This is a genomic window from Aminobacter niigataensis, assembly GCF_946995915.1.
GTDB lineage: Bacteria > Pseudomonadota > Alphaproteobacteria > Rhizobiales > Rhizobiaceae > Aminobacter > Aminobacter niigataensis.
The window spans coordinates 542,291-567,762 of record NZ_OX341517.1 but is presented as its reverse complement, the minus strand read 5'-3'; the positions used below and the strand labels follow the sequence as shown (position 1 = coordinate 567,762).

The following is a 25,472-nucleotide window of genomic DNA, read 5'->3' as shown; positions in this document are numbered from 1 at the left end:
ATCAACTTCCTATCTAAACAGATCCATCTGGCGCGACCGAACCAGGGCGGTCGCACCGCCATTGGCGGCCCGCCATTCTAGTCCGCGCACCAGCACGACCGGAGTGCCCTCCGACGACTGGCCCTGAATCAGCGAAGCCGCCGCGGCAATCTCGTCGGCAAGACCAACTTCGGTGCTTTGTAACTGACGGCCGAACAGATCCCGGGTGCCGCGAAGGTCGGCGACCGGCGAGATGCCGGCAACACCGATTGCGGTGCCGGTAGTTCCTATTCTCCACGCCCTGCCGAAACTGTCGTTGATAATGACCGCCAGGCGCCGGTTCGTGGCTGATGCGAGTGCTGTGAGCAGTCTGACAGCGGAAGCATCTGGATTTTCGGGCAAGAGGAGCACATGCTCGTCACCATCGGGCGATCCGACATTGGAAGCATCTATTCCCGCATTGGCGAGAACGAAGCCCAGGCGGTGCCGAACGACCAGGATGTCGGGCACGGCGCGAACGATTTCCTGCGATTCGCCAAGGATCAGTTCAACGAGCCTCGCATCCTTCCTGACGGTTATGGCGAGTGCTTTCGCCTCATTGCTTGGAATGACGTCGGCCAGCCTTCTGCGCCGCGCTTCGACTTTCGAGACGATCTTCTGTGCATAGACGAGAATATCACCATCGAGAACCTCTATGTGCTGTGCCGCGAGCGCCTGAAGCGACATCTCAGCAAGATCGTCGCCACTATCAACGAGCGGAAACGGCGATAGCGCGAAGAGGCTGACGTGGCGGGAGGGCGGTTGCATGATTTTCCTATGAGTTCGGGCGTCCTGTTATTCGAATCCCGGCGCCGTCGATTCCGTAGTTCTTGTTGATAAATATCAGTACGGATGTCAGGCTTTCGGCCATTACAGAATTGTCGATGGCGCCGCCGTGCCAAGCCTTCAACCCCATTTCCTGGCTGAGCGCCAAAATGCAATCGCGCGCAGCTTTGTCGTTGCCAAACACCATCACGTCGCACTCATGCTCATGCTCGTCGTCATGCAGATGCGTTGCCGCCACATTGTGGAAGGCGGAGACGACGCGCACGCCGTCACCGAGGACCAGTTGAGCGGTAACGGCGGCAGAACCGTTTGGCGGCAGCGTCACCCTTGCGACCCGCGGCGGAACCAACGGCACCGTGACATCGACGACGATCTTACCCTGCACCTCTTCCTTGATTTCCTCGAGCGTGGCGCCGTGGCTGGCGAACGGCACGGTGAGGAAGACGATCTCGCCTTGTGCAGCGGCCTCCACATTGGTCATGCCAGTCACCTTGTTCCCGCCTAGCCTGCGGTTTAGCGCGTCGGCAGCCTCCGCGGCCTTCTCGCTGGAGCGCGATCCGATCGCCACGGAGTGCCCCGCCTTGGCAAGGCGGTAGGCGAGGCCAGACCCCAATGCGCCGGAACCCCCGACGATGGATACTTGGATAGATGTTTTCACGGCGGCTGCCCTCGAAATGAACCGATGCTTAGTTAGATGTGCGGAAGAACTTCTCGTCCGATTAGGTCGACCTGCTGCGGCAACTCGTCGGATGGAACGATGCAAAGCACGACGGACGTGGCGCCCGCGGCAAACAGCTCCTTGATACCCTTCACGGCATCGGCTGGTTCGCCAGCGATCGCAATCCAGTCAAGCCAGTCGTCGGGGATCTGATTAGCGAGATCGGCACTGTCTTCCGCCAGCAACTTCTCGACCGTATCGTTGACGCCGTACACGCCGGTCATCATCGTCGGCCCCATCGCTTGCAGGTAGAATGCGGTTGCGTCCCTAACTTTGTTGCGTGCGGCGACGCGGTCATCGCCGACACATGCCAGCACATATGTAACCAGCTCGAAATGCTCCGGCAGCCCGGAAGCTTTCCGAGTCTGCGTGATCTGGTCGCGGATGGCCTTGACGTACTTCGGGCCAGCGAGCACCGAGATCAGCATTCCATCGGCGATCTGGGCACTCAACTCGACCGATTTCGGTCCGACGACCGCAGTCAGCACCTTAACGTCGGGTGCGGCATGAGTGAGCTTGACGTTTTCAAAACTGGAATATTCTCCTTCCTCGGAGACCGTCTCGCCTTTGACCAGGCGCTTAATACCGGTGACGGATTCGCGTAGCGCGCCAAGCACCGATTTCGGGAACAGACCGATCTGCTTCATCCATGATGGCACACCATGCGCGACGCCGAGGCTGTCGAAACGACCCGGAAAGGCGCCAGCCAGGGTTGCTGCCTCCATGGCCGCGACAGCTGGATGGCGAACACGGTTCGAAACCGCGCCGATACCTACTTTTATGGTCGTTGTCGCCTGTAACGCGATCGCCGCGCTCGCAAAACCAGAGATCATGAAGCAGTCTTCAGCGATCCAGATCTCATCGAAGCCCGATTTTTCGATTTGCCTGCTAACAGGCGCGATGTCCTTGGGCGGAAGGTCGCCCAAGATGAAGACTCCAACCGGTTTGTCGCTCTTTTTCATAAGAATACTTTCCTTCTCGCTTAGGGCACTGTCGGGTCTATGTCGGCTCGTCGGCGAGCAGCGCCGCCAGGACGTCTTCGGGCGTTACCGGCACTTTGAAGAAGGGTTTGCCGATCGCGTCGCTTATCGCGGATGCGATCACCGCGGCTGGAAGCAGGATTGGAGCTTCCGCGACGCCCTTGGCGCCGAACGGCCCGTTGGGATTGTGGTGCTCCGTCAGGATAATTTCGACACGCGGAATGTCGACGGATAGAGGCAGGCGGTAGGACTCCAGCCCTTGCTCGATTGGCGCTCCCGTCGTTGGGGACAAGCGGAGACTCTCGTAGAGGGCATAGCCGATGCCTTGCGTCACGCCGCCTTGTATCTGGCCTGCTATGCTCTTTGGGTTTATGGCCATGCCGACTTCCTGCGCAACGATGTACCGCAGCACCTTGACGTTGCCGGTAACTGGGTCGACTGCCACCTCGGCGAAGTGAACGTGATAAGTCGGCGAATTGAACACCGGCGCTAGCATACCGCTTGCGCAGCCATTGTCGTGTGCGACGGGTTGAATGGAGCTGCCGCCGGCTCCATAAAGCGACCCTTCCGAAAAAGTGCTGGTAGCGCCCAGTTCCGCGAGTGATACGAAAACGTCCGGGCGATGCCGAATGCGTGCCTGCTGATCCACCAACTCGATCATATCTGGCTCGCATTGCAGGAGCTTTGCGGCAAGTGCGATGATTTTCGCCTTGAGATCCTTGGCCGCGGCCAGTGCGGCGCCACCGGCGACGAGCGTTGTGCGTTGGCCCTGTGATCCGCCATCGAAGCCGCCGACGTCCGTATCGGGGTCCGACATTAGCACATTGTTCGGGTCGATTCCGAGTTCGTGGGCGACGATTTGGCGGATGCCGGTTTCCACTGCACCGCTCCCGTTATCATTTGCGCCGGTGACCACGACAACCGATCCGTCTTCTTGAAGCTTGACTGTGGCGGAGCCAGGAAGCGGATTGGTGGGCCAGATGGCGGGCGAAATCGCTATGCCATGGAGCGGAGCCTTGGATGACTGAATGTCATTCCAGGGCGCGATAGCTTCAATTGCATCGAATTGTTTGCGAAGAATGTCGGCATCGTCCAACGTCTGGCCATTCGACATTCGATCGCCAGAACGAAAGAGATGTCGCAATCGGTACTCGCGGCGGTCGACGTTGAGCTCTGACGCGATGTGGTCCATGTGGTTCTCAAGCGCGAAATACATCGGCACACCGGTCACACCGCGCATCGCTGCCGTCGGAGCAGCATTGGTGTATACCAGCCTACCCACGGCCCTGAGTTTGCCAACACGATAGTTGATCGCAGCAAAATGGAATGGAAAACACGTCAGAAAAGACATTTCACCGGTATAGGCACCGTTGTCCATGTAGCATTCAACATCGCGCGCAAGGATGTTTCCTTCCGCGTCCAATGCCGACCTGAACTTGATAACGGTCGCTTCTCGGCAAGGCGCGGTGATAATGTCCTCATGCCGCGTGTTGACGATCTTTACCGGTCGTCCACGGCAAGCTCGGGAAAGCGCGATAGCATATGGCTCGACACTGAAGTCCAGCTTACCGCCAAAGCCCCCGCCATATGGGTGGCCGGCCACACGCACTTTTGAAATAGGAACGTCAAAGAATTGGCTAATGCGGTTGCGCACATTGTAGGGCCATTGGCTGCCTGTGTGAGCTATATAGCGACCGCCCCTGTAGATGCCGACAGCATTCCGAGGTTCGATATAGGCCTGGTACTGTCGTTGTGTCGAATAGACGTCTTCGACGACCCGAAATGCCCTCGCAAACTCGGCGTCGACTTGCGCGTCCGTGCCTTGGCTGGCGGACTCTGCAGCAATGTTGCCGTAGCGTAAGTAGTCGCCTCCTTCGCCTCCAGCAGCCATTCGGTAGTTCTTGAGATCCGGGTGGACGAGGGGAGCCCCTCGCGCAATGGCGTCCTCTATCGTGCAAACAGCTTGCGTGGGTTCGATTTCAACAACGATGGCTTCAACGGCGCGCAGCGCGCAATCGACCGAATCCGCCGCGACGGCGGCAATTGGCTCGCCGATGTAGCGTACGACTTCGCGTGCGAACATCGGTGTGTCGCGGATGATCCAGCCACCAAGTACAGAGGGCATGTCGCTAGCTGTAATCACGGCCCTGACGCCGGGGATGGAGAGCGCCTTTGAGACGTCGATGCTGATGATCCGTCCAGCCGGTACCTTTGATCGAAGGATCTTGCCGGCGAGCGTGCCCGGCTCGGCAAAATCGAACGAGAAAATGGTCTCACCGCTCACTTTTGCATGGGCGTCCGGTCGCGGCAGCCCTAGTCCGATTGCGTTCATGGACGCCCCCTGTTTGCCTCGGCCGCCGCCAGCGCAGCGTCCACTATCTGGGAATAGCCAGTGCATCTGCAAAGGTTGCCGGCCAACGATTCCCGCACTAGTGCTTCGTCTGCTTCTGGAAAACGGCGCAGTAGAGCTGTCAGAGACAGGACAATACCTGGCGTGCAGTAGCCGCACTGGACTCCACCGAACTCGACCATGGCGGATTTAACTTGCTCCGCCAGTAGGTCGACCATGCCCTCTATTGTCTCCACATTTCTGCCTTGCACGGCCGCGGCAGGGTAAATGCATGAGTCGACAGGTTTTCCGTCGATCAAGACGGTGCAGGCGCCGCACTCCCCCTCGCGGCATCCTTCCTTGGTGCCGAGCAGGTGCAACTCCTCGCGGAGCACATCCATCAAGGTTGTGTCGGCGCGGACAGTAAAGGTTTCGCTCGTTCCGTTGATCGACGCAGTAATGTTCATGGTCAGTTCATCCGCTCTGCCTGCGCTCTCGCCGCGCACTGCCGCAAGGAGTGTTCGAATATTCTGGGCAAGACGCGCAGTCGGTATTCTCGGGTGCCGCGAACGTCGTCGATCGGAGAGGCTCTTGAGATGACCAGCTGCGCCGCCTCAGCAATTAGATTTGGTGAGAGGTGCTCATTAATAAGCAGTGTTTCGGCTTCCACAGCCCTATAGGCGACTGCTCCAACGGAGCCTACCGCGATCCTCGCATCCGTAACCATTCCACAGTTGCTAAACGTTATGCGAAGCGCGAGATTGGCAATCGAAATCTCCATTGCGCCACGGCGGCCTACCTTTTCAAAGGCGTCTGCGCTCCCCAGACTGGGGATAGCAAGTTCAAAGGACGTTACCAGTTCGTCCGGCTCCCGAATTGTCTTGCGCCGGCCGACCACGAACTCGGTTATGGGAACGCGTCTTTCACCCCTGGATTTGCTTTCCAGTAGAACTACCGCGTCATGAGCGAATAGAACCGGCGTCAAGTCCGCGGCGGGGGACGCATTGCAAACGTTGCCGGCTATCGTTCCAACCGATTGAGTTTGCCATCCGCCCGACAAGGATGCAGCCTTGCGCAACGCTGGAAATCTTGCCGCTACCAGTCCAGATTCGGCGAGCATTCGTTGAGTGGTCAGGCCACCGATAGCAATGCTGTCGGCCGTTGATATCTGGTCGAGATTGGGGATTCGCTCAACATGCAGAAGGACTTTCGGAGCCAACTGCTTCATCGCTAGCTGCACCATCACATCGGTGCCACCTGCAATCACCTGCAGATCCGGCCCGAACCGATCTAGTCGGTCAAGCGCCTCCTCTTTGGATGTCGCAGACACAAACTCCATAGAAACTCGGCTCCCGTTTTTCTGCTTGCACCTCGAAGGCTAGCTCCAACCTGTCCGGTGGATCAATGCGAAATGAGCGGGTATTATTGCGTATGAAGCATTAATCGAGGTGACGTTGTCACTTGCTCATGACCTGCGTGCGAAGGCTACGGCGTCAGGCTCCGATCAAGGCGACACTTATCGCGACACCTATAGCAATCAGCGGTCGGTAATCGTCAGACGGCATTAGAGCTGTGTGTTTCTGTTGAATAGCTTTCGGTTCGAAGCAAGGCGGATAAGGTGCCGGCGGTCTCCGCCGACAGCTCCGAGTTTTCATCTCAAACCATTGAATGAACGGTGCCCTAGGAACAGGGACCGTCCTGGAAATTGGTACAGGAGTGGTCACGAAAATGGACACAAAGAGTATTGGGCAGACTGACCCGAGAAGAAACAGACGATCACATATCGATCCCGTCACTCACGAAATACTTCAGGGCAAATTGCTTTCAATCGTTGACGAAATGGCCATCGTCATGACGAAGACTAGTATGAGTCCGGTGATTTACGAAGTTCTCGACTTCGCCTGCGGAATCTGTGACAGCCATGGTGCTTTGATAGCGCAAACCAACGGAATTACGCTCTTCACCGGGACTTTTGCGGCTCAGGTTAAGAGCGTCATCGAAACGTTCGGCAGGGACCTCGCTCCTGGCGATGTGATCGTGACAAATGACCCGTTCCGTGGTGGTACGCACGCATGCGATTTCGCAATCGTCCGGCCTGTTTTCGCCAGTGGTGAGATCATTGCCTTCGCAATCAACGTGGCTCATTGGCTTGACGTCGGTGGCGCGATTCCGGGCAGCCTGCCTCCCAACGCCATTTCGGTGTTTCAGGAGGGTCTCCGCCTCCCTTGCGTACGCATCGTTCGGGACGAGACGATCGTGATGGATATCCTGCAGATCATTAAGGAGAATGTACGGCTCCCGGATATGGCTGTTGGGGATCTCAATGCCCAACTGGCAACGGTTAGGATCGCTGAACGGCGGCTTCTCGAGATCGTGCGGCGCTACGGGGCAGCCACGCTGCAATTGACGTTTGACGTGCTCATGGATGACAGCGAACTCCAAGCTCGTGCCGCAATCTCTGCACTCCCGGATGGGGAGTATACAGCGGTCGATACCATTGACGAGGACGGGGTCGGCGGCCAACCGATCGAGGTGACGGTGCGCGTCCGGATCGAGGGTGATCGGATGGAAGTTGACTTCACCGGTTGCCCTCCCGCCGCAGCTGGTCCTATCAATTGTGCAAGAGGCGCTCTCAACTCCGCCGTCAAGACTATCTTCAAGGCGCTTGTGGCCCCACAAGATCCTTCCAACGAGGGGTGGTTTCGGCCGCTAACTGTGACGGCGCCGCCCGGAACGATTTTTACAGCCGAGAAACCTTCGCCCACGGGTTGGTACTATGAGGGTTCGGTGCATGCCTCCGAGCTTGTGTGGAAGGCACTGGCTCCTATCGTGCCCCACCGTTTCTCCGCTGGATCCTATACCAGTCTCTGCGTCACCTATATTTCCGGTCGCGATGACGCTGGGAATCTCTTCGTCCATATCGAACCAGAACATGGCGGGTGGGGTGCCTGTTGCGACCAGGACGGCGCTAGCGCCCTGATTTCCCTGACCGATGGCGACACCTACAACTACTCGATCGAGCTTATCGAAGCGAAGTTTCCACTCCTAGTGCGCCGCTACGCACTCAACACCGATGGTGGAGCAGGCGCGGGCCGCTACCGTGGTGGCTACGGCCTAGTGCGCGAATACCAAATTCGCGGCGACGATGCCGAAATCTATTGCGGGTTTGGACGCACCGATACACCGCCTTGGCCGATGGAGGGCGGTCAGGAAGGGTCGACGAATTATCTTGAGGTCCTCAGCGAGCAGGGTGACCGCGTCAAATTGAGGCGATCCCCAACACGCACGGTGTGGAAAGGCGATCTGATCCGGATCGTCACAGGTGGTGGAGGAGGCTGGGGAAACGCTTCCGAACGTGAAACAGAAGCGATCGCGGCTGACATACGCGATGAACTCATTTCAATCGAAAGAGCGCGCACGGAGTATCCGCAAGCCGCTGCACTTCTTGCAGCGGGCGCCAGACATGCTGAGGAAGCTGCAATATGATCCGTCTTGCAACAGACGTCGGAGGGACGTTCACTGACTTGATCGCGTATGATGAACGCGACGGGCAGCTTTTTTTCTCGAAAAGCCTGACGACGGTGGGCGATCAGTCAATTGGCGTACTCGACGCAATCGCGCTGGCCGAGAACAACGGAATGGACGCTGCAGGTGTGGGCTTTTTCGTCCATGGAGGGACCACTGTAATCAATGCGATCACCGAGCGCAAAGGTGTCCGAACTGCTCTCATCACAACTGAAGGGTTTCGGGACGTCCTAGAGATCGGCAGAGGCAATCGGCCGGACCTCTACAATCTGCGCTCACGCACGCCTGAGGCGTTTGTGCCCCGCCATTTACGTCTTGAGGTCGAGGAGCGGCTCGATGCACGCGGTGAGGTCCTGACCGATCTGAAAGAAAGCGACATTTTCGATTGCATTGCCACGCTGAAGGCCGAAAAGGTGGAGGCCGTGGGGATTATTTTCCTTCACAGCTACATCAACCCGGCTCACGAAATGCGCTGCGCGGAAATTATCAGGGAAGCGTTGCCTGAAGTCTCGGTCTGCGCGAGCCACGAAATTTCCAGGCAGTGGCGCGAATATGAGCGATCTAATACGGTCGCTTTGAACGCTTTTGTGCAACCGATTATCCGCCGATACTTCCGCAATTTGGAGCAGGCCCTTGCTGTAAAAGGATTGCATTGCCCTTACTATGCAATGCAATCCAACGGCGGCATCGCCAGTTTTGACAAAGTCGTGGCTACGCCGCTTACACTGGTTGAGTCCGGACCGTCTGGAGGCGTCGCGGGCGCCGCCCGCATAGGATCGGTTATAGGCGAGCCGGACGTGCTCTACCTTGACGTCGGTGGTACCACAGCGAAGTGTTCGCTGATCTTGAACAGTCAACCGAAATTGGACAGCGAGTACAGGCTGGAGAAAACGCGTCTGTCTCCCGGATATTCCGTCCAGGTGCCGGTCGTCGATATCGTCGAAGTCGGCACCGGTGGCGGTTCAATTGCCTGGATTGATGCGATCGGGCGGCTGCGTGTCGGCCCCCAGAGTGCAGGTTCGACCCCTGGACCAGCTTGTTACGGACGTGGCGGAACCCTAGCGACCGTCACTGATGCCAAGCTGATCGTGGGGGTCCTGGATCCTGCCAACTTCGCCGAGGGTAGGTTGGCGCTCGACGTTGGTCTCGCTAGAAAAGCCGTCGAGACCGTGGCGCAATCGTTGAATACATCGATCGAAGCAGCCGCCGAAGCGATACTTCGCGTCGCTGAGGAAACGATGATCAATGCGCTCAAGCTCGTGACTATTCAGCGTGGCCACGATCCGCGTGATCTTGCCTTGATCGTTTCCGGCGGCGCGGGCCCAATGCTTGGCGCGAGGCTTGGACGTGAACTGAACGTACGCAAGACGATTATTCCTACTCATCCCGGTGTCTTTTCTGCGTGGGGAATGCTTGCAGCGCGACCCCGTGCGGATTTGCGCCGTACAGTTTTCGGTCGCGTCGATGACGCAGGTATAGCGCTCGTCAATCGCCTCTTCGAGGAACTGGAGCGCGAGGCAGTCAACTACTTCGATTTGCCGTCGGTTGACGGGCTTGTTTTGACGCCTATGCTCGAGATGCGCTATCGCGGCCAGGAACATAGCGTTTCTGTCAATTTTGACCGCTCAGGTTCGATTTCAAGCCTTCTGGAATCGTTTAACTCCGCCCACGAAAAGGCATTTTCGTTCGATCTTCCTGGTACGTCTGTTGAATTTACCACTATCCATCTGCAAGCCGAGGCGGTCAGCGATGTGATCAGGGTAGCGCCGATAACGTCAGAAGGTCTCAACGTTGACGTCGCAGTGAAGGGCTCGCGAAACGTCTATTTTGGGGAAGACGAAGGTTGGCATCAATGCACAGTTTACGACCGCACTAAGATACCTTTTGGCGTAGCTCTCAACGGCCCTGCGCTTATTGAGGAGCCAACGACAACGACGCTCATCCTCAGCGGCCAGCAATTCAACATCGATGAATTTGGACAATTGATCATTTTTTGATCAGTGACTGGTTTCGCGAAAGCACCATGTGCTTCGAAACGGGCGATCGCTCCGGCGTTGAGCCTATTGTTGAAGGCCAATATCCAGCCGAAAGGATTGTGCGGTGGGCCAGACGATATTCATACCCAGAGAGTTGGATGCGATTGAGAGCCGTGTTGGGGCTTCGCCGGATACGGTGAAACGCCTTGTGGCGCTTGGTTTTGCGGTTGTCGTCGAGACGGGTGCAGGGACCTTGTCGCGCATTCCCGATGCCGATTTTGCGGCGGTCGGTGCGGTGATCGGCAAAGCGTCGGATGCCGCCAAGGCCGATGTCGTGCTGAAGGTGCGCCGTCCTTCGGAGGCCGAGGTCAAGGGCTACAAGCCAGGTGCTGCGGTGCTTGCCACCATGGATCCTTATGGCAATGAGGCCGGTGTGGCGGCGATCGCCAAGGCCGGGGTGACGGCGTTCGCCATGGAGTTCATGCCGCGCATCACCCGTGCCCAGGTGATGGACGTGCTGTCGTCGCAGGCAAACCTCGCCGGCTACCAGGCTGTCATCGACGGTGCCGCCGAATATGACCGGGCGCTGCCGATGATGATGACCGCAGCCGGCACGGTTCCGGCTGCCAAAGTGTTCATCATGGGCGTTGGCGTCGCCGGCCTGCAGGCGATCGCCACCGCACGCCGCATGGGCGCGATCGTCACCGCCACCGACGTGCGTCCAGCAGTCAAGGAACAGGTCGCCTCGCTCGGCGCAAAGTTCCTCGCCGTCGAGGACGAGGAGTTCAAGGCAGCGGAGACCGCTGGCGGCTACGCCAAGGAGATGTCGAAGGAATACCAGGCCAAGCAGGCGGCACTGACCGCCGAGCACATCGCCAAGCAGGACATCGTCATCACCACCGCCCTGATCCCGGGCCGTCCGGCGCCGAAGCTGGTGTCGGCTCAGATGGTCGCCTCGATGAAGCCGGGTTCGGTGCTTGTCGACCTCGCCGTCGAGCGCGGCGGCAATGTCGAGGGCGCGGTGCCGGGCAAGGTCGTCACGACAGCCAACGGGGCAAAGATCGTTGGCCATCTCAACGTGCCGGGCCGGGTCGCGGCGTCCGCCTCGCTGCTTTACGCCAAGAACCTGTTCGCTTTCCTCGAGACCATGGTCGACAAGGCCTCGAAGCAGATCGCCATCAACTGCGATGACGAGCTGGTCAAGGCAACCATGCTGACCGATGGCGGCAAGGTGGTTCACCCCAACTTCGCTGGTGCTCCAGATTCGCCGGCACTTAGCACGGCCGAAGCCAGAAAACAGGTGGATGCCTACACAAATGGCGGAGACGCGTGATGGAAGGTCTTCAGAAAGCCCTCGACCAGCTCGACCAGGCGGTCGCCGCCGTCCGGCTCGGCGTCCAGGATCTCGCCACATCTGAAGGTGCGGCCGAAGCTGCCGGCAATGCGGCACATGCCGTCACTGGCGGTGCGATCGACCCGTTCGTGTTCCGCTTCGCCATCTTCGTGCTGGCTATCTTCGTCGGCTACTACGTCGTCTGGTCGGTGACGCCGGCTTTGCACACGCCGCTGATGGCGGTCACCAACGCGATCTCCTCGGTGATCGTGGTCGGGGCGCTGCTCGCCGTCGGCATCGCAGCCTCCGGGCTTGCCACCGGCTTCGGCTTCATTGCCCTGGTGCTCGCCTCGGTCAACATCTTCGGCGGCTTCCTCGTCACCCAGCGCATGCTGGCGATGTACAAGAAGAAGGACAAGTGACGTGACCCTGAACCTCGCTTCCTTCCTCTACCTGGTCTCCGGCATCCTGTTCATCCTGGCGCTGCGCGGCCTGTCGCATCCGACCACGTCCCGCAAGGGCAACACCTACGGCATGGTCGGCATGGGCATCGCCATCGTCACCACGCTGGCGCTGGCCAAGCCGTTCGCGACCGGCCTCGGCCTGATCGTGCTCGGCCTCGCCATTGGCGGCGGTGTCGGTGCGGTCACCGCACGCCGCATCGCCATGACCTCGATGCCGCAGCTGGTCGCTGCCTTCCACAGCCTCGTCGGCATGGCCGCCGTCATGGTGGCCGCCGCCGCGATCTATGCACCCGAAAGCTTCGGCATCGGTGCCGTCGGGGCCATCCACGGCCAGGCGCTTGTCGAGATGAGCCTTGGCGTTGCCATCGGCGCCATCACCTTCACCGGCTCGGTCATCGCATTCCTCAAGCTCGATGGCCGCATGTCGGGCAAGCCGATCATGCTGCCGGCCCGCCACCTGATCAACGCAGCACTCGGCATCGGCCTGGTCGTGCTGATCGTGCTGTTGGTCACCACCCAGTCGACCACCATCTTCTGGCTGATCGTGGCGCTCTCGCTGGTGCTCGGCGTGCTCCTGATCATCCCGATCGGCGGCGCCGACATGCCGGTCGTCGTGTCGATGCTCAACTCCTATTCGGGTTGGGCGGCCGCAGCCCTCGGCTTCACGCTCGGCAACCTGGCGCTGATCATCACCGGTGCGCTGGTCGGCTCCTCGGGTGCGATCCTGTCCTACATCATGTGCAAGGGCATGAACCGCTCGTTCATCTCGGTCATCCTTGGCGGCTTCGGCGGCGAGACCGCTGCAGCTGCCGACGACGGCATCCAGCGCACGGTCAAGACAGGTGCCGCCGACGACGCAGCCTATCTGATGATGAACGCCCAGAAGGTCATCATCGTGCCGGGCTACGGCATGGCTGTCGCCCAGGCCCAGCATGCGCTGCGCGAGATGGCCGACAAGCTCAAGGCCAATGGCGTCGAAGTCAAATACGCCATCCACCCGGTGGCCGGCCGCATGCCCGGCCACATGAACGTGCTGCTCGCCGAGGCCAACGTGCCTTACGACGAGGTCTTCGAACTGGAAGACATCAACAGCGAGTTCTCGCAGGCCGACGTCGCTTATGTCATCGGCGCCAACGACGTCACCAACCCGTCGGCGCGTGACGACAAGAGCTCGCCGATCTACGGCATGCCGATCCTCGACGTCGACAAGGCCCGCACCTGCCTGTTCGTCAAGCGCTCGCTCGGTTCAGGTTATGCCGGCATCGACAACACGCTGTTCTACAAGGACGGCACCATGATGCTGCTCGGCGACGCCAAGAAGATGACCGAAGAAATCGTCAAGGCTATGGATCACTAACAGAATGGCCTCCCAAGCCCTCAGGTTGGTTAGTCCAAGCTAACCAACCTGCTTTTTTTTTGAGTGGCGCTTTCCTTGCCTCCGCCGACGTTACAAAAATCTCGCTTATCCGATTGCGGCTGTCCAAAGCGTCTCCTCTAGCTAACTGGAGCCGCGTCTAACTAACTGGAGCCGCGCATCCGGCGAGAAATGTATTATCGACCCCATAGCAGTCGAACCGCGCCGTAACACGGGATGATTGCCCTGCAATAGACTTCGCGCATGATGTGATCGTGCGGCCGTAAGTCTCACCATGTACAACTTGCGCCGCGTGGTTTTTGCACTGGTAGAGAAGTCCGAGCGTCAACCACCCATCGTGGGGCGTCGAACGGTCCCTGCTGCCGCTTCCTGCCCAATGCCGAGAGGTTTGCGACGAAAAGCGTTGGCAACCGATATCTATAACTATGGGGGATCAAACGCCGGCGATCGGCATTGGAAATCTTATCCCCCACTTCCTTCAATGCTGAGCGGAGACACACTCGAGACCACGTTGGTCCGAAGCTCCGACTGAAAATTATTCGCGATAGCGTGCTTTGCACAATGGGAGGAACGATGAAACGATTTTTGCTTGCCGGCGCCGCCGTTGTAGGAGCCTGTTGTGGGGCGGGCGCCGATGAGCCACCAATCAAAATTGGCTTCGCCATCGCAGAAAGCGGATGGATGTTTGCGTATGACAAAGCCCCGTTCGAAGCCGCGAAGCTGAAAATTGATGAGATCAACGCTGCAGGAGGGCTGTTGGGGCGTAAGATCGAATTCGATGTGAGAGACACTCGAACGGATCAAGAGCAGTCCTCGAGGGCTGGGCAGGAACTCGTCCAAAAAGGGGTCGATCTCTTGATCGTGTCGTCGGATTACGACTTCGGCGCACCAGCAGCGCTGGCCGCTCAGAGTGCGGGTGTCGTTGCGATTAGCCCAGGCGCGGCAGATCCTAAGATGGGGGTGCAGGGCGTCGGTCCGTTCGTATTCACCGCTAATGGTGCTGCCCAGGTCGAAGGGATGGTCATGGCTGAGTGGGGATTTGCGAAGAAGGGTATTCGCAATCCGTATGTTCTCGAAGATCAGTCGATTGAATACTCGAAATCGGGATGCGCGGGTTTCCGGTCGGCATGGAAAAAAGTGTCGCCTGACAAGCCGCTTGCGGGCGGCTCCGTGTTCTCGAACGGTGATATTTCGATAGCCGCCCAGATCACTGACTTCAAGTCGCAGTCCTCACTGCCGGATTCGATCTTCTTGTGCAGCGTCACACCAGGCGGAGCAAGTGCGATTCGACAGATCAGGGCGGCGGGCATTGACGTTCCAATCCTCGCCAATGTGGGCATGACGGACGACTATTGGCTAGGCGCGGTACCAAATCTCAGCAATTTTTACGTCCCCACGTTCATGTCGATCTTTGGAAATGATCCGCGTCCGGAACTCAATGCGTTTCTCAAAAGCTACGAGGAAAAGTATGGGCGCCGCCCAGAATCGGCTTATGCGGTCCTCGGCTATAGCTTGATCGAACAGTGGAAATTGGCAGTGGAACGAGCGGGAACGACCAAATCTCCCGAGGTTGTGGCTCAATTGGAGAAATTCAAGGACGAGCCGCTAACAATTGGACCGACGTCATACTCCCACGATCTCCACATCCAGGCCAACCGGCCACTTCTCATCATGGAAGTCCAAAACGGCAAGCATAGCTCCGTAGAAGTGTGGCGGAACAAAAACGTACCTTCTACCGCGCTCCTATTTCGTGTTGGGGATTGATAGCGGCGCTACAACGAAAAAGGGATGATTGCTACCATCCCTTTTTTATTTGTACCGAATTGACCTAGCCGTCACGGCGTTGGAAGCACTGTCTGTGGAATATCAATTCATAGTGATATGAAGGTTTGAAAACTCATCCACGCGTAGTCGTTGCGTAGGCAAGACAACCGTGGTCGCAGACGGTTCTTCAACTATAACTGGACCGGCAATGTCGAGATTGACTGGCATCAAGTCTCGCACGAATATTCTCGCATTGTGGATGCCGTCGTCGCCGAGATTTACCAGCCTTTCGCCTCTCTGGGCAGCTTGTGATGAATGCTTGGTTGTCGGTCTGGTCATTAAATCTAACTGCGGAACATGGATTTCGGCTGTCAGTTTGAAATTGACCAGTTCGACGGACGTCTGCTCCAATGTGAATGTGTAGTTGCGTTCGTGAGCGGAATGAAACGCTTCAATGATTGCATCGATGTTGCTTAACTTACCTATAAGTGGCACGTTGATCACATGCTCCTGGCCAAGGTACCGAGCATCGAGTGACCTCCGGAACGTTGCATTACGGCTAGATCGAGCGAGATCCTCCTCGAAGTGCTTGATCGCTTGATCCTCCAGATCTTTAAAAATCTCTTCCAGATCTTCGATGTTGGCAGTTTCCGCGCGTTGCAGGCTTGTGCGTACAAAATCCCTACGAGGCGCGGTCGTGAACATGCCCCAGGCAGATGCATAGCCAGGGTTTGGAGGCACGATGATCTTGCGCACTCCCAGTTCCACGCCGAGCGCGGCCGCGTGCATCGGGCCACCGCCGCCCGTGGCGATAAGAACGAAATCCCTAGGGTCGTGACCCCTGCGAACGGACACAAGCCGAAGTGCGTTGATCATGTTCGCGTTGGCGACGCGAACGATCCCCGAAGCCGCCTCGTCGATATCGACTTCCAAATCGCGCGCCAGTCCGTTGAGGCTTCGTCGCCCTTTCTCGATGTTTAGCTGGATCTGACCGCCGGCAAAATTCTGCGGATTGAGAATGCCGAGATGCAACATCGCGTCGGTAATGGTCGGAAGATGTCCACCTTTGTCAAAGCATGCAGGACCCGGAATGGCGCCCGCGCTCTGGGGGCCGACTTTTAAGACGCCGAAGGCGTCGATGCTGGCGATCGAGCCGCCGCCAGTGCCAATCTCGACGACGTCGACGACTGGAATTTTCACAGGATAACCGGGGCTCGTTTCCGTCTCCTCGAGCCGATAGTTTGTCGTTACCGCGACCTCTCGATTTTTCAGAACCGAACATTTCGCGGTTGTGCCACCGACGTCGAAAAAAATGACATCTTTCTCGCCGGCAACTTCGGCGACAAGCTTGGTGTATCCAATTCCAGCCGCCGGGCCTGATTCGATAAGTGAGATGGGATGCTTGCGTGCGGTCGGCATGTTCACATGGCCGCCATTCGATTGGACCGCGACGATTGGACAGCGAAAACCATTGTCGACCAAGGACGATTCTAGCTTGTCCAAGAAAACCATCGTCCGCGGCTGCACATAGGCATTCAGAACCGCCGTATTTGCGCGTTCATACTCGCGCCATTCTCGGGTAAGCTCGCTGGAGGTCGTGATGGCGATGCCAGGCAGGCGTGCCATTAGATAATTCGCGAAAAGCAGTTCATGCTGAGGCTCAGCGTAGCTGTGAAGAAACTGGATTGCGACGGATTCCACGCCCTCGAACCGGAATGCGTCAATGAATTTGTCGGCGTCGGTGAGGGCCAGGGCACTCAGAATCTTCCCTTTCGGGTCGATTCTCTCACGCACTTCGAAGCGTAGTTCGCGGGGCACGAATGGTGGAGGTTTGCGAAAAGTGAAGTCATAAAGGCTTGTGCGGCCTCCGCGCCCGATTTCGAGAACATCGCGGAATCCAGCTGTCGTCACTAGGGCAGTTTTCGCTCCCTTTCGTTCGATGATGATGTTCACGACAAGCGTATTGCCGTGGACAAAAGACTGGATCTCGCCGGCGTCTACCTCCAGGGTTCGTATGGCCTCCAGCACGCCATGAACCGGATTGTCTGGCAAAGTCGGGGACTTGGCCGAGCGGGCTTCGCCGGTTTGATCGTCAAGATAGATGACATCGGTAAAAGTACCTCCTATGTCTACCGCAAGACGAGCCATGGTTGTTTATCTCTCCACCACGACGGGTGTGTCTTGAGGGACATGGCGGGTCTCGTGGCCAACATAGCCGTATACCTGCCTAGCGGTCTTGCGATCGACGTACCCCTGCTTCAGATCGTCCTTAATAGACGCGTGGTCACGCTCAAGTGGGCTTCCATAGCCTCCGCCGCTACCGGTCAAGACGCGGAATCGGTCGCCTTTTCTTAACGGCGTGTATGGCACCCGGGCCGCCCGCTCCAACGATCCGTCTCGGATTAGCTCAACGAAGTTCGCTGAGCCATCGTCGCCACCCTTGTACCCCCATGGCTTGTGAACCGATCTCCCGATACTGGCAAACATGAAGCAGTCGTCGGCCATCATTTCATATTCCCTAACGGTGCCGAGGCCGCCGCGGTAGCATCCAGCACCGGCAGCCTCGGCCACGTTCAACGAGTATTCGTTGATACGGACCGGATACTTCGATTCAAACAATTCGATAGAGTAGTTGCATGTTTCTCCGTCGGTAACTGCGATCATCGCATGCTCGCCATCTGTACCTTTCCTGGCGCCCCAGCCGCCGACATGCGGTTCTACGACCACAAAAGTCGAATTGGTTCCAGGATCGACACCACCGATGTAGGAAACGCAGAGACTGAGGTAACTGCCTACTCCGAGGCGGTCGCTCAGTATTGGCGCCAGTGCTTTCCAGACTAAATCTATCGCATGGGCTGTAGCTTCGTAATACCAACCCGTCGGGGAAGGGGGGCGAGCGGAGAATATCGAAGCGGCGGGCACGAGCACCTTCAGCGGCCTGAAGCATCCGTCATTCGAAAAGCGGCCAGGATCGACGATGGCCTTGAAGACGGTGCGCACAGCGGCCTCCAGCGCTCCCTTTGTGCAGTTCAGGGGTGAGCGGCGTTCGGGCGCGGACCCGGAAAAGTCCACGGTCATCGTATCCTTTTCGATCGTGACGCTTACACAGACAGGAATCGATTCGTCGGAAACTCCGTCGCCGTCGATCCAGTCATGCGCAGTATAGGTTCCATCCGGCAGTGCCATTACGCCCCGCCGTCCTGCTTTCTCGCCGAGCTTCAGTATTTCGTCACAGGCCAGGATGAGTTTTTGTGAACCGTAACGCTCACAGAGTTCGCGAAGTCGCAGCGCTCCAATGCGAACACTGGCAATTTCGGCATAGAGATCGCCTAGCGTCATGCTGGGCAGACGAACATTGGACTCAATCAGATCGAAAATATTTTCTTCGCGATGGCCCTCGCGGAAAAGCTTGAGCGAATTGAACCGCAAACCCTCATGATAGATTTCGGTTGCTGTTGGCGAAAGCGTTCCTGGAACGGTGCCGCCCAATTCAGCCCAGTGGGCGATGGAGATGGCAAAAGCCACCAGGGCACCTTGGAAAAATACCGGATTGATGACTGCGACGTCCGCCGTGTGAGTATGCCCCACAAACGGGTCATTGGTGATAAAAACATCACCTGGCCTGATGTTGTGTCCGTATTTTTTCCTAATAGCTTTTATAATGTTGGCGTATATTCCGGTGAATGCGGTGATGCCGTTTGCTTGGCTCACCAAGTTGCCGTCTGGCGCGCATATCCCACAGGAAAAGTCGAGAACTTCGTAAATGACCGGGCTCATGCTCGTGCGAGCGAGAACGATCGCCATCTCGTCCGAAATCGCGTTCAGCCGCCCCCTGAAAATGTCCAGATCAATAGGGGAGATTGAAGGCTCTATCCGAGTGGGGCGGCGCGTTTTTTGATTTCCATGCATAATTGGCCCCTGGCAAACCAGTCCAAGGAGACTGAACCACTTGGCGCCGAGAACCAATGCCTAATTGCAATTAATCTCCGCCGCGCGGAGGTAATTGCCGTCTCGACAGCTTCATATGGCATGGGCCGTTTTCAGGCTCGCTATTCTATGCCGGTGGCCACGTGCGTTCAGGTGGTAGATTGATGCCGTCGCGGCCATAGTAGTGCATCGGGTGCATTGGACGTTGGGGCGCGCCGCCCGCAATCTGCCCTAGAGCCCAATTGAGGTCACCCTGGTGGGGGTGACACTCATCAAACCCGGCGCACCGGGTGATCGCACTCTTTGGAACGCGCACTGTCTTTTGATCTGAGGCTGTGTGTGGGGAATGGAGATTTCAAATGTCAGCACCTCTTCCGAGTGAAATCGTCAAGCAGTTCTTCGCCTGCCTTGGTTCAGGCCGCATGGACGATATCGTTAAGCTTTTCGCGGATGATGGAACAATCGATATGCCGGGTTCATCCCACTTGCCGTGGGCTGGCCGCTGGACGGGCAAGGAGAAGCTAGAGGAGTATTTTGTCGTAATGCCCGCCGCGCTTGATATTCGTGGCGCGACGCAGTCGTTTTGGGCTGTCGACGGGAATCTGGTTGTCGTAACGGGGACCGAGCACGGCGCATCGCGCGTGTCCGGCAAAGAGTATCAGGCAAAATGGAACTGGCTTTTCGTCGTCGAGAGCGGAAAGATCAAGCTTTGGGACGCGTACGAAGATACCGAAGCAATGTTCAACGCAGGACCATGGCGGTAGGAGCGGTGGAGTTAATTAGGCATTAGATGTAAGCCATATAAACCTTGTAGGGTGGTTGGCCTCATGCCGCTTTGTCGCCAAGAATTGGCTTTTTGCATAGCCGGTTTCTTCCGAGGCGTTCGATGTGCCAGTCAATAGACTGAAAAGATCTGGGATCTCAGCTTCGCATATTTGGAGCGCCGCGCTTCAATTTTACATGTTGGTGGCCCATGCCTGTGCTCGATGACGCCCTTCACGCGCTTGAACGGCGAGTCCCTGTATCTCTGACTAGTTTGTCCGAGTGGCTTCGAATTCCTTCCATTTCCACCGACCCCGCGGCCGCCGCCGCGTGCCGGTCGGCGGCGTCCTGGATCACGCGCGAGTTGCGCGACATAGGCTTCAGCTGCTCGTTTCACGAAACGCCGGGAAATCCGGTGGTTGTCGCAAGACGAGAAAAGCCGGGCGCACGTCGGATCCTTTTCTACGGTCACTACGACGTCCAGCCTGTGGATCCCTTGCCGTTGTGGGAGAGCGATCCATTCGAGCCCGTTATTGTTACGCTTGAGGATGGGCGAGCTGCCATCAGGGCCCGAGGCGCCGCCGACGACAAAGGCCAATTCATGACGTTTGTCGAGGCCTGCAGAGCATGGATCGATACCACCGGCACGCTGCCTCTCGATGTGACGGTACTCATAGAGGGCGCTGAAGAAATAGGGTCAAGGTTTCTACCAGAGTTCGTCGAGCGCAACCGCGACCTGCTCGATTGCGACCTAATCCTGGCATGCGATACAAACATGTGGGATCGCGATACGCCCGCGATAACTAGGTCTCTGCGCGGTCTATTGCAGGGCGAGATGATTGTACGCTGTGCCGACCGTGATCTACATTCCGGCCTATTCGGTGGGGCTGCGCAAAATGCGGTTCACGTACTGTGCCAACTGATTTCGAAGGTTCAAGTCGACGGTCGGATTGCGCTGCCAAACTTCTATGATGCGATTGAAGAGCCGTCCCAAGATCTGCGTGCCGCCTGGTCAAGGCTCGGGCTGGATGAGGCCGTCTTTTTGGGCAAAGTTGGTCTGACAAGGTCGATTGGCGAAGCCGATCGCATGCTGGCCGAGCACATCCAATCGCGTCCCAGCTTCGATGTGAACGGCATATCGGGAGGCTACCAGGGTGAAGGTGGCAAAACCGTAATCGCCGCCGAGGCCAGCGCGAAAGTCTCTTTCAGATTGGTAGCAAACCAGGATCCTGAACACGTGTGGGCTTCATTCGAACGATTTATGAGAGCGCAGATGCCTGTCGACTGTTCGCTGGAGTTCGTCAGGCAAAACGCTTCCCGGTCGTTTGTGCTTACCGAGGCGGCTGATCTTACCGCTGTGGCCTCGGCTCTTGCAGCCGAATGGGGGCGCGATCCTGCCATCATTGGCTCAGGGGTGTCGATTCCGATCATCAGTGAATTCAAGCGTATTCTGGGGGTGGACACGCTGCTGATCGGTTTTGGCCAGGAGGACGACCGCATTCATGCGCCGAACGAAAAATATGACGTCAGGAGCTATCGCAAAGGAGCTGCGTCCTGGGTGCGGATACTCCACGAACTGTCGTCGCGGTAGGTACTCTACCCCTGCTCGCGATTGAGACTGAATTGATGCCTCTACGTCATAGGTGATGGTGAGAGGGTATTGGAAGCCGGCCTTCCCACATGGCCCACTCCTGACATCGACCGGTGCGGCCCTTGGTCAGGCGCCAGGCTTTCCCGGGCAGTAAGAATCCCAGTCCATTCGGCAAAGTAGGAACATGCTTCAGAGTTCGAACCAAATTGCGCCGATTGACGATGGTCAATCCTTGTCGCTTGAACATGTCGATGTGCGATTTGCAGGACTCGTCGCCGTTGATGATGTCACGCTGAAGCTGCGGCCCCGATCTGTCACCGGTCTCATAGGTCCGAACGGCGCTGGCAAAACCACCGCGGTAAACGTCATGACCGGTTTCCAGCGGCCAACTGGAGGAAGAATTCTTCTCGGCGGCCTGGACCTCACCGGTCATCCTCCGGAGGAGTTCGCGCGCCGCGGCATTATGCGGACGTTTCAATCCGGAAGGCTCTTTGCCAAGCTTTCGGTCATCGACAACGTAGCCGCCGCCGCTGTCGGGGTGCGAGGGTTGAGCCGCGCCAGGGCTCGGGACCATGCCTATGACATCTTGGAGTGGATGGACTGCGCTCATGTCTGCTGCGCGACAGCAGAAGCTCTGCCACACGGCCTGCAACAGAGAGTAGGACTGGCAAGAGCGCTTGCGGGCTTTCCGACCTTTTTGCTTCTTGATGAGCCGGCTTCTGGGCTAGGTCGCGTCGACTGCGATGCGCTCATAAGCCTCATCCAGAACATACCATCCCGATTTCAATGCGGTGTCCTGCTAATCGAACACAACATGTCGGTGATCATGAAGGCTTGCAGCTCGATTCTGGTTTTCGCGAGCGGCCGACAGATTGCCGAAGGTACTCCTGCCGAAATTTCCGCGAGTGTCCAAGTGCGACAGGCCTACCTCGGCGCAGCGGCCGATGAACCGATTTCTATCTGAAGGTGCCCGATGGACTATTTCCTCCAGAGCCTAATTGATGGTGCTTCGTTGGGTAGCATCTATGCCTTGGTTGCCTTGGCAATCGGACTGGTGTTCGGCATTCTCAGGCTGATCAATTTCACCCAGAGCGACTATATCACGTATTCGGCCTATGCGCTGATTGTGCCGTCGGCGGCGGCGACGCCAGTACTATTCATCGGAAACTGGCCGGCAGCTCTCATGCTTGTTGCAGTCTTGTCGATCGGCTTGCTGCTGGCGCTGGCCACCGAACGTTTCGCGTTTCGTTCGATACGCAATGTTGAGCCGGAAATCTTGCTCATTTCCTCTTTCGCGGTCTCCTATCTGTTGCAGCATGTGCTTATGGCCGTCTATTCGACGCGCCCGAAGTCCATCCCCATTGGCAACTGGTTGGGTGAGCCGGTCACTTTCATGGCCTTTCGCGTCCCACTCATCCAACTGGTCACGCTTGGTGTAACGGGGGCTTTCCTGACCATTCTCGTTCTAGTGCTGCGTTTTACGGAGTTCGGTATTAAGGTCAGGGCAGCGGCGGAAAATTACCGCATGGCCAGGCTGCTGGGTGTTCGCGCCAATGTCGTGATCGCCGGAAGTTTCGCGATAAGTGGCCTGATCGGCGCGACAGTTGCCTTGCTTCTAGTGGCACAGACCGGCTCGCTCGACATCTTCATGGGCGTAATGCCGGTGATCATCGCTTTCTTCGCAACCGTGATCGGCGGGATGGGTAGCCTTGTTGGGGCCGTTCTGGGCGGCTTTCTCGTCGGAATGGTCAGCCAATTGCTCCAAGCATATCTGCCTGGCGAAGCGAGGGAATTCCGTGACGCCTTCCTGTTTGCTTTCACGATCCTCATCCTGATTGTTAGGCCCAACGGCCTCATTCCATCCTCTACCGCGGGGCAACGCACATGAGCACGACGCGATTTGTATCGACGATACCGGGAGATACATGGCTGCTACCGGCGACGATTGTGCTCCCCTTGGGTATGGTCGCGGCCATCGTGCAATTTGTTGCGCCCGGTCCGATATCGACCACCGTGATCGAAATCTATATTCGCATCGTTGCCGCCGTGGCGATTTACATGTTTTCCGGAAACAGTGGCATCATTTCCTACGGCCACGTCGCCTTCATGGGCATCGGCGCCTATGCTAGCGCCTGGCAGACATGTTGCGTGGCAATGAAGCCAATAACCATGCACGGCCTGCCCGATTTTCTAAAGACGGCGAACTTCCCGGTGATACCTGCGGCGATAGCGGCCGGTGGACTGGCAGCCGTTGTCGCGCTTGTTGCGGCGTTGGTGATCATGCGGCTGAACAGTATCGCCGCAGCCGTCGCGACGTTCGCGCTTCTATTCATTTTCCAGTCCGTTTATGGGCATTGGGATTCCGTGACGATGGGCGTCAGCACAGTCATCGGGCTGCCGCAATACATAACACCGGTCTATGCCTGGGTCTGGGTGGCACTTACCGTTACGGTCGCCTACATGCTGCAGAACAGCTCCATAGGCCTTATGTTGCAGGCGTCTCGCGACGAACACACCGCCGCGCGGGCGTGTGGCGCGCATATCCTGAAGTTCCGCGTAATAGCCTTTTCGACAAGCGCCTTCTTCGCGGGAAGCGCCGGTGTGATGCTTGGACACCTGTTGGGCACGATTTCGGTCGCCACCTATCATCTGGATCTGACCTTCATGCTGCTGGCGATGATCGTGGTCGGTGGTTTGCGCAGTTTGTCCGGCGCTGTAGCCGGCGTCATTATGGTGAGCGTAATCATGGAGATCCTCAAATTGCTCCAGGTTGGCTTTTCGTTCGGGCAGGTCAGCCTCTCACTGCCGGGCGGAGCGGTTCAGATAGGCGTGGCCATCACGATGATCGCTATCCTCACATTCAAGCGGGACGGCATTACAGGGGGACGCGAATTCGACGTCGAGCGACTACTTCGTGGCGCTGTGGGCCGCAAAGAGGCGGAACTGAGCGGGGCCGGCACCAAGGCCAACCCCGCCGCGCGCATGGGAGTCTGAAGCCATGCTCACGCTTGAGAATGTCGCTGTCTTCTACGGCCAGGTTCCGGCTATTCATGACGTCAACGCCGCTTTCGAGGCTGGCACCGTCAATTTTGTCGTCGGTCCAAACGGCGCGGGCAAATCGACGCTCCTGCTTGCAATAGCGGGGGCGGTGCGAGCCAGAAATGGCGTCGTAATTCTGGACGGAAAACATATCTCAGGATTGAATTCAGAGGACATCGTTGCCCTTGGATGTTCGCTAGTCCCCGAAGGACGACAGGTTTTCGCGCGCCTTACGGTGGCAGAGAACTTACAGATTGGTCTCATTGCCGGGCGGACGAAAGGTGCTGGCCGAGGGGACCTGGAACAGGTCTTGTCCCATTTTCCGATCCTTCGCAGCCGCTACCGGCAATTGGCGGGAACGCTGTCGGGAGGCGAGCAGCAACAGCTGTCGATTGCTCGCGCGCTGCTGACGCGACCAAAACTGATGCTGATAGACGAGCCGTCACTCGGGTTGGCTCCACTGGTGGTTGACGGTGTCTACGAGGTCTTGGCTCGGCTGCGTGATGAAGGATTGACGATGATAGTCGTCGAGCAGCAGACTACGAGAGTGAAGAAGATTGGTGATACTGTCACTGTATTGAGGGATGGAAACGTTTCTTTCTTTCGGTCGACATCTGAAATTGTTGATTACGGTGAGCTTGAGAAGGCGTATTTTGGGTTCAATAACTGATTTTGTTTTGGCATGAATGTCAGGCATATTTTATTTATCGAGGTGCAGCATTCAAGTTATCTAATAGTTCTCTGCGAGAGAGATCGGAATTCCGACGCCGAAGGAGCAACCGCCCCGGAAACTCTCAGGCAAAAGAATCGCAGTGAAGGTCAAGCTTCTGGAGAGAGGCGCGCCATAGCGTCCGCCGTCGGGATAACGCTCTCAGGCAAACATAC

20 protein-coding genes and 1 riboswitch are annotated in these 25,472 nt (G+C 57.6%); of the genes, 12 read left to right on the top strand and 8 right to left on the bottom strand.

Annotation, left to right across the window (positions count from 1 at the left end):
* Window positions 1–9: 9 nt before the first annotated feature.
* The 6 genes from cofE to O1Y97_RS02630 are packed head-to-tail and all read right to left on the bottom strand — an operon-like array spanning window position 10 to window position 6,170.
* A complete protein-coding gene (gene cofE, locus O1Y97_RS02655; protein ID WP_318762999.1) occupies window positions 10–786 on the bottom strand; it encodes a coenzyme F420-0:L-glutamate ligase in 777 nt (258 codons plus the stop codon).
* A 7-nt stretch (window positions 787–793) separates the two neighbouring features.
* Entirely contained in the window at window positions 794–1,462 is a 669-nt protein-coding gene (gene npdG, locus O1Y97_RS02650; protein ID WP_318762998.1) for an NADPH-dependent F420 reductase, read from the bottom strand.
* A gap of 32 nt (window positions 1,463–1,494) precedes the next feature.
* On the bottom strand, window positions 1,495–2,484 hold the full coding sequence (locus O1Y97_RS02645) for an LLM class flavin-dependent oxidoreductase (protein ID WP_318762997.1): 990 nt from the start codon (window positions 2,482–2,484) through the stop codon (window positions 1,495–1,497).
* A 37-nt stretch (window positions 2,485–2,521) separates the two neighbouring features.
* Window positions 2,522–4,834, bottom strand: coding sequence for a xanthine dehydrogenase family protein molybdopterin-binding subunit (locus O1Y97_RS02640; protein WP_318762996.1), 2,313 nt, complete (start codon window positions 4,832–4,834; stop codon window positions 2,522–2,524).
* Window positions 4,831–5,298, bottom strand: coding sequence for a (2Fe-2S)-binding protein (locus O1Y97_RS02635; RefSeq protein ID WP_318762995.1), 468 nt, complete (start codon window positions 5,296–5,298; stop codon window positions 4,831–4,833). Before O1Y97_RS02635 ends, O1Y97_RS02640 begins: the two co-directional genes overlap by 4 nt.
* A gap of 2 nt (window positions 5,299–5,300) precedes the next feature.
* Complete coding sequence (locus tag O1Y97_RS02630; protein WP_318762994.1) at window positions 5,301–6,170, bottom strand: FAD binding domain-containing protein; 870 nt, start codon at window positions 6,168–6,170, stop codon at window positions 5,301–5,303.
* Between the two features lie 389 nt (window positions 6,171–6,559).
* Between O1Y97_RS02630 and O1Y97_RS02625 the strand changes: the two genes are divergently transcribed.
* The 6 genes from O1Y97_RS02625 (at window position 6,560) to O1Y97_RS02600 (ending at window position 15,268) form a co-directional block, all read left to right on the top strand.
* On the top strand, window positions 6,560–8,317 hold the full coding sequence (locus tag O1Y97_RS02625; RefSeq protein ID WP_318762993.1) for a hydantoinase B/oxoprolinase family protein: 1,758 nt from the start codon (window positions 6,560–6,562) through the stop codon (window positions 8,315–8,317).
* Window positions 8,314–10,353, top strand: coding sequence for a hydantoinase/oxoprolinase family protein (locus O1Y97_RS02620; protein ID WP_318762992.1), 2,040 nt, complete (start codon window positions 8,314–8,316; stop codon window positions 10,351–10,353). Before O1Y97_RS02625 ends, O1Y97_RS02620 begins: the two co-directional genes overlap by 4 nt.
* Window positions 10,354–10,456: 103 nt before the next feature.
* Window positions 10,457–11,665, top strand: a complete 1,209-nt coding sequence (locus O1Y97_RS02615; protein WP_318762991.1) for a Re/Si-specific NAD(P)(+) transhydrogenase subunit alpha — start codon at window positions 10,457–10,459, stop codon at window positions 11,663–11,665.
* Window positions 11,665–12,087 (top strand): proton-translocating transhydrogenase family protein, encoded by a 423-nt coding sequence (locus O1Y97_RS02610; RefSeq protein ID WP_318762990.1) that lies wholly within the window; start codon window positions 11,665–11,667, stop codon window positions 12,085–12,087. Before O1Y97_RS02615 ends, O1Y97_RS02610 begins: the two co-directional genes overlap by 1 nt.
* 1 nt (window position 12,088) lies before the next feature.
* Entirely contained in the window at window positions 12,089–13,486 is a 1,398-nt protein-coding gene (locus O1Y97_RS02605) for an NAD(P)(+) transhydrogenase (Re/Si-specific) subunit beta (RefSeq protein WP_318762989.1), read from the top strand.
* A gap of 591 nt (window positions 13,487–14,077) precedes the next feature.
* Entirely contained in the window at window positions 14,078–15,268 is a 1,191-nt protein-coding gene (locus O1Y97_RS02600; protein WP_318762988.1) for an ABC transporter substrate-binding protein, read from the top strand.
* A gap of 102 nt (window positions 15,269–15,370) precedes the next feature.
* Here O1Y97_RS02600 and O1Y97_RS02595 read toward each other — a convergent pair whose 3' ends face one another.
* Together O1Y97_RS02595 and O1Y97_RS02590 are read right to left on the bottom strand one after the other, a co-directional pair.
* Window positions 15,371–17,416 (bottom strand): hydantoinase/oxoprolinase family protein, encoded by a 2,046-nt coding sequence (locus O1Y97_RS02595; protein WP_318762987.1) that lies wholly within the window; start codon window positions 17,414–17,416, stop codon window positions 15,371–15,373.
* Between the two features lie 6 nt (window positions 17,417–17,422).
* Window positions 17,423–19,177 (bottom strand): hydantoinase B/oxoprolinase family protein, encoded by a 1,755-nt coding sequence (locus tag O1Y97_RS02590; protein ID WP_318762986.1) that lies wholly within the window; start codon window positions 19,175–19,177, stop codon window positions 17,423–17,425.
* Between the two features lie 377 nt (window positions 19,178–19,554).
* On the opposite strand from O1Y97_RS02590, the gene O1Y97_RS02585 reads away from it, so the two are divergent.
* From O1Y97_RS02585 to O1Y97_RS02560, 6 genes are all read left to right on the top strand, one after another.
* Window positions 19,555–19,959 (top strand): nuclear transport factor 2 family protein, encoded by a 405-nt coding sequence (locus tag O1Y97_RS02585; RefSeq protein ID WP_318762985.1) that lies wholly within the window; start codon window positions 19,555–19,557, stop codon window positions 19,957–19,959.
* A 209-nt stretch (window positions 19,960–20,168) separates the two neighbouring features.
* Window positions 20,169–21,548: a M20/M25/M40 family metallo-hydrolase gene (locus O1Y97_RS02580; protein ID WP_318762984.1), complete on the top strand. Its 1,380-nt coding sequence runs from the start codon at window positions 20,169–20,171 to the stop codon at window positions 21,546–21,548.
* Between the two features lie 184 nt (window positions 21,549–21,732).
* Window positions 21,733–22,512 (top strand): ABC transporter ATP-binding protein, encoded by a 780-nt coding sequence (locus tag O1Y97_RS02575; protein ID WP_318762983.1) that lies wholly within the window; start codon window positions 21,733–21,735, stop codon window positions 22,510–22,512.
* Window positions 22,513–22,521: 9 nt separating this feature from the next.
* On the top strand, window positions 22,522–23,436 hold the full coding sequence (locus tag O1Y97_RS02570) for a branched-chain amino acid ABC transporter permease (RefSeq protein ID WP_318762982.1): 915 nt from the start codon (window positions 22,522–22,524) through the stop codon (window positions 23,434–23,436).
* Window positions 23,433–24,542 carry a branched-chain amino acid ABC transporter permease gene (locus tag O1Y97_RS02565; RefSeq protein ID WP_318762981.1) on the top strand — a complete coding sequence of 370 codons (1,110 nt, stop codon included), beginning with the start codon at window positions 23,433–23,435 and terminating at the stop codon, window positions 24,540–24,542. Before O1Y97_RS02570 ends, O1Y97_RS02565 begins: the two co-directional genes overlap by 4 nt.
* 4 nt (window positions 24,543–24,546) lie before the next feature.
* Window positions 24,547–25,257 (top strand): ABC transporter ATP-binding protein, encoded by a 711-nt coding sequence (locus O1Y97_RS02560; RefSeq protein WP_318762980.1) that lies wholly within the window; start codon window positions 24,547–24,549, stop codon window positions 25,255–25,257.
* Between the two features lie 64 nt (window positions 25,258–25,321).
* Window positions 25,322–25,407, top strand: a riboswitch (glycine riboswitch).
* The last annotated feature ends 65 nt before the right edge of the window (window positions 25,408–25,472 follow it).

What these genes read in the sequence shown, in the direction of transcription:
- O1Y97_RS02640 (WP_318762996.1), bottom strand. Translation starts at nt 4,834, where the DNA reads ATGAACGCAATCGGACTAGGGCTGCCGCGACCGGACGCCCATGCAAAA.
- O1Y97_RS02565 (WP_318762981.1), top strand. Translation starts at nt 23,433, where the DNA reads ATGAGCACGACGCGATTTGTATCGACGATACCGGGAGATACATGGCTG.
- O1Y97_RS02625 (WP_318762993.1), top strand. Translation starts at nt 6,560, where the DNA reads ATGGACACAAAGAGTATTGGGCAGACTGACCCGAGAAGAAACAGACGA.
- O1Y97_RS02575 (WP_318762983.1), top strand. Translation starts at nt 21,733, where the DNA reads ATGCTTCAGAGTTCGAACCAAATTGCGCCGATTGACGATGGTCAATCC.
- O1Y97_RS02570 (WP_318762982.1), top strand. Translation starts at nt 22,522, where the DNA reads ATGGACTATTTCCTCCAGAGCCTAATTGATGGTGCTTCGTTGGGTAGC.
- O1Y97_RS02645 (WP_318762997.1), bottom strand. Translation starts at nt 2,484, where the DNA reads ATGAAAAAGAGCGACAAACCGGTTGGAGTCTTCATCTTGGGCGACCTT.
- cofE (WP_318762999.1), bottom strand. Translation starts at nt 786, where the DNA reads ATGCAACCGCCCTCCCGCCACGTCAGCCTCTTCGCGCTATCGCCGTTT.
- O1Y97_RS02620 (WP_318762992.1), top strand. Translation starts at nt 8,314, where the DNA reads ATGATCCGTCTTGCAACAGACGTCGGAGGGACGTTCACTGACTTGATC.
- O1Y97_RS02600 (WP_318762988.1), top strand. Translation starts at nt 14,078, where the DNA reads ATGAAACGATTTTTGCTTGCCGGCGCCGCCGTTGTAGGAGCCTGTTGT.
- O1Y97_RS02595 (WP_318762987.1), bottom strand. Translation starts at nt 17,416, where the DNA reads ATGGCTCGTCTTGCGGTAGACATAGGAGGTACTTTTACCGATGTCATC.
- O1Y97_RS02635 (WP_318762995.1), bottom strand. Translation starts at nt 5,298, where the DNA reads ATGAACATTACTGCGTCGATCAACGGAACGAGCGAAACCTTTACTGTC.
- O1Y97_RS02585 (WP_318762985.1), top strand. Translation starts at nt 19,555, where the DNA reads ATGTCAGCACCTCTTCCGAGTGAAATCGTCAAGCAGTTCTTCGCCTGC.
- O1Y97_RS02610 (WP_318762990.1), top strand. Translation starts at nt 11,665, where the DNA reads ATGGAAGGTCTTCAGAAAGCCCTCGACCAGCTCGACCAGGCGGTCGCC.
- O1Y97_RS02630 (WP_318762994.1), bottom strand. Translation starts at nt 6,170, where the DNA reads ATGGAGTTTGTGTCTGCGACATCCAAAGAGGAGGCGCTTGACCGACTA.
- O1Y97_RS02580 (WP_318762984.1), top strand. Translation starts at nt 20,169, where the DNA reads ATGCCTGTGCTCGATGACGCCCTTCACGCGCTTGAACGGCGAGTCCCT.
- O1Y97_RS02560 (WP_318762980.1), top strand. Translation starts at nt 24,547, where the DNA reads ATGCTCACGCTTGAGAATGTCGCTGTCTTCTACGGCCAGGTTCCGGCT.
- O1Y97_RS02590 (WP_318762986.1), bottom strand. Translation starts at nt 19,177, where the DNA reads ATGCATGGAAATCAAAAAACGCGCCGCCCCACTCGGATAGAGCCTTCA.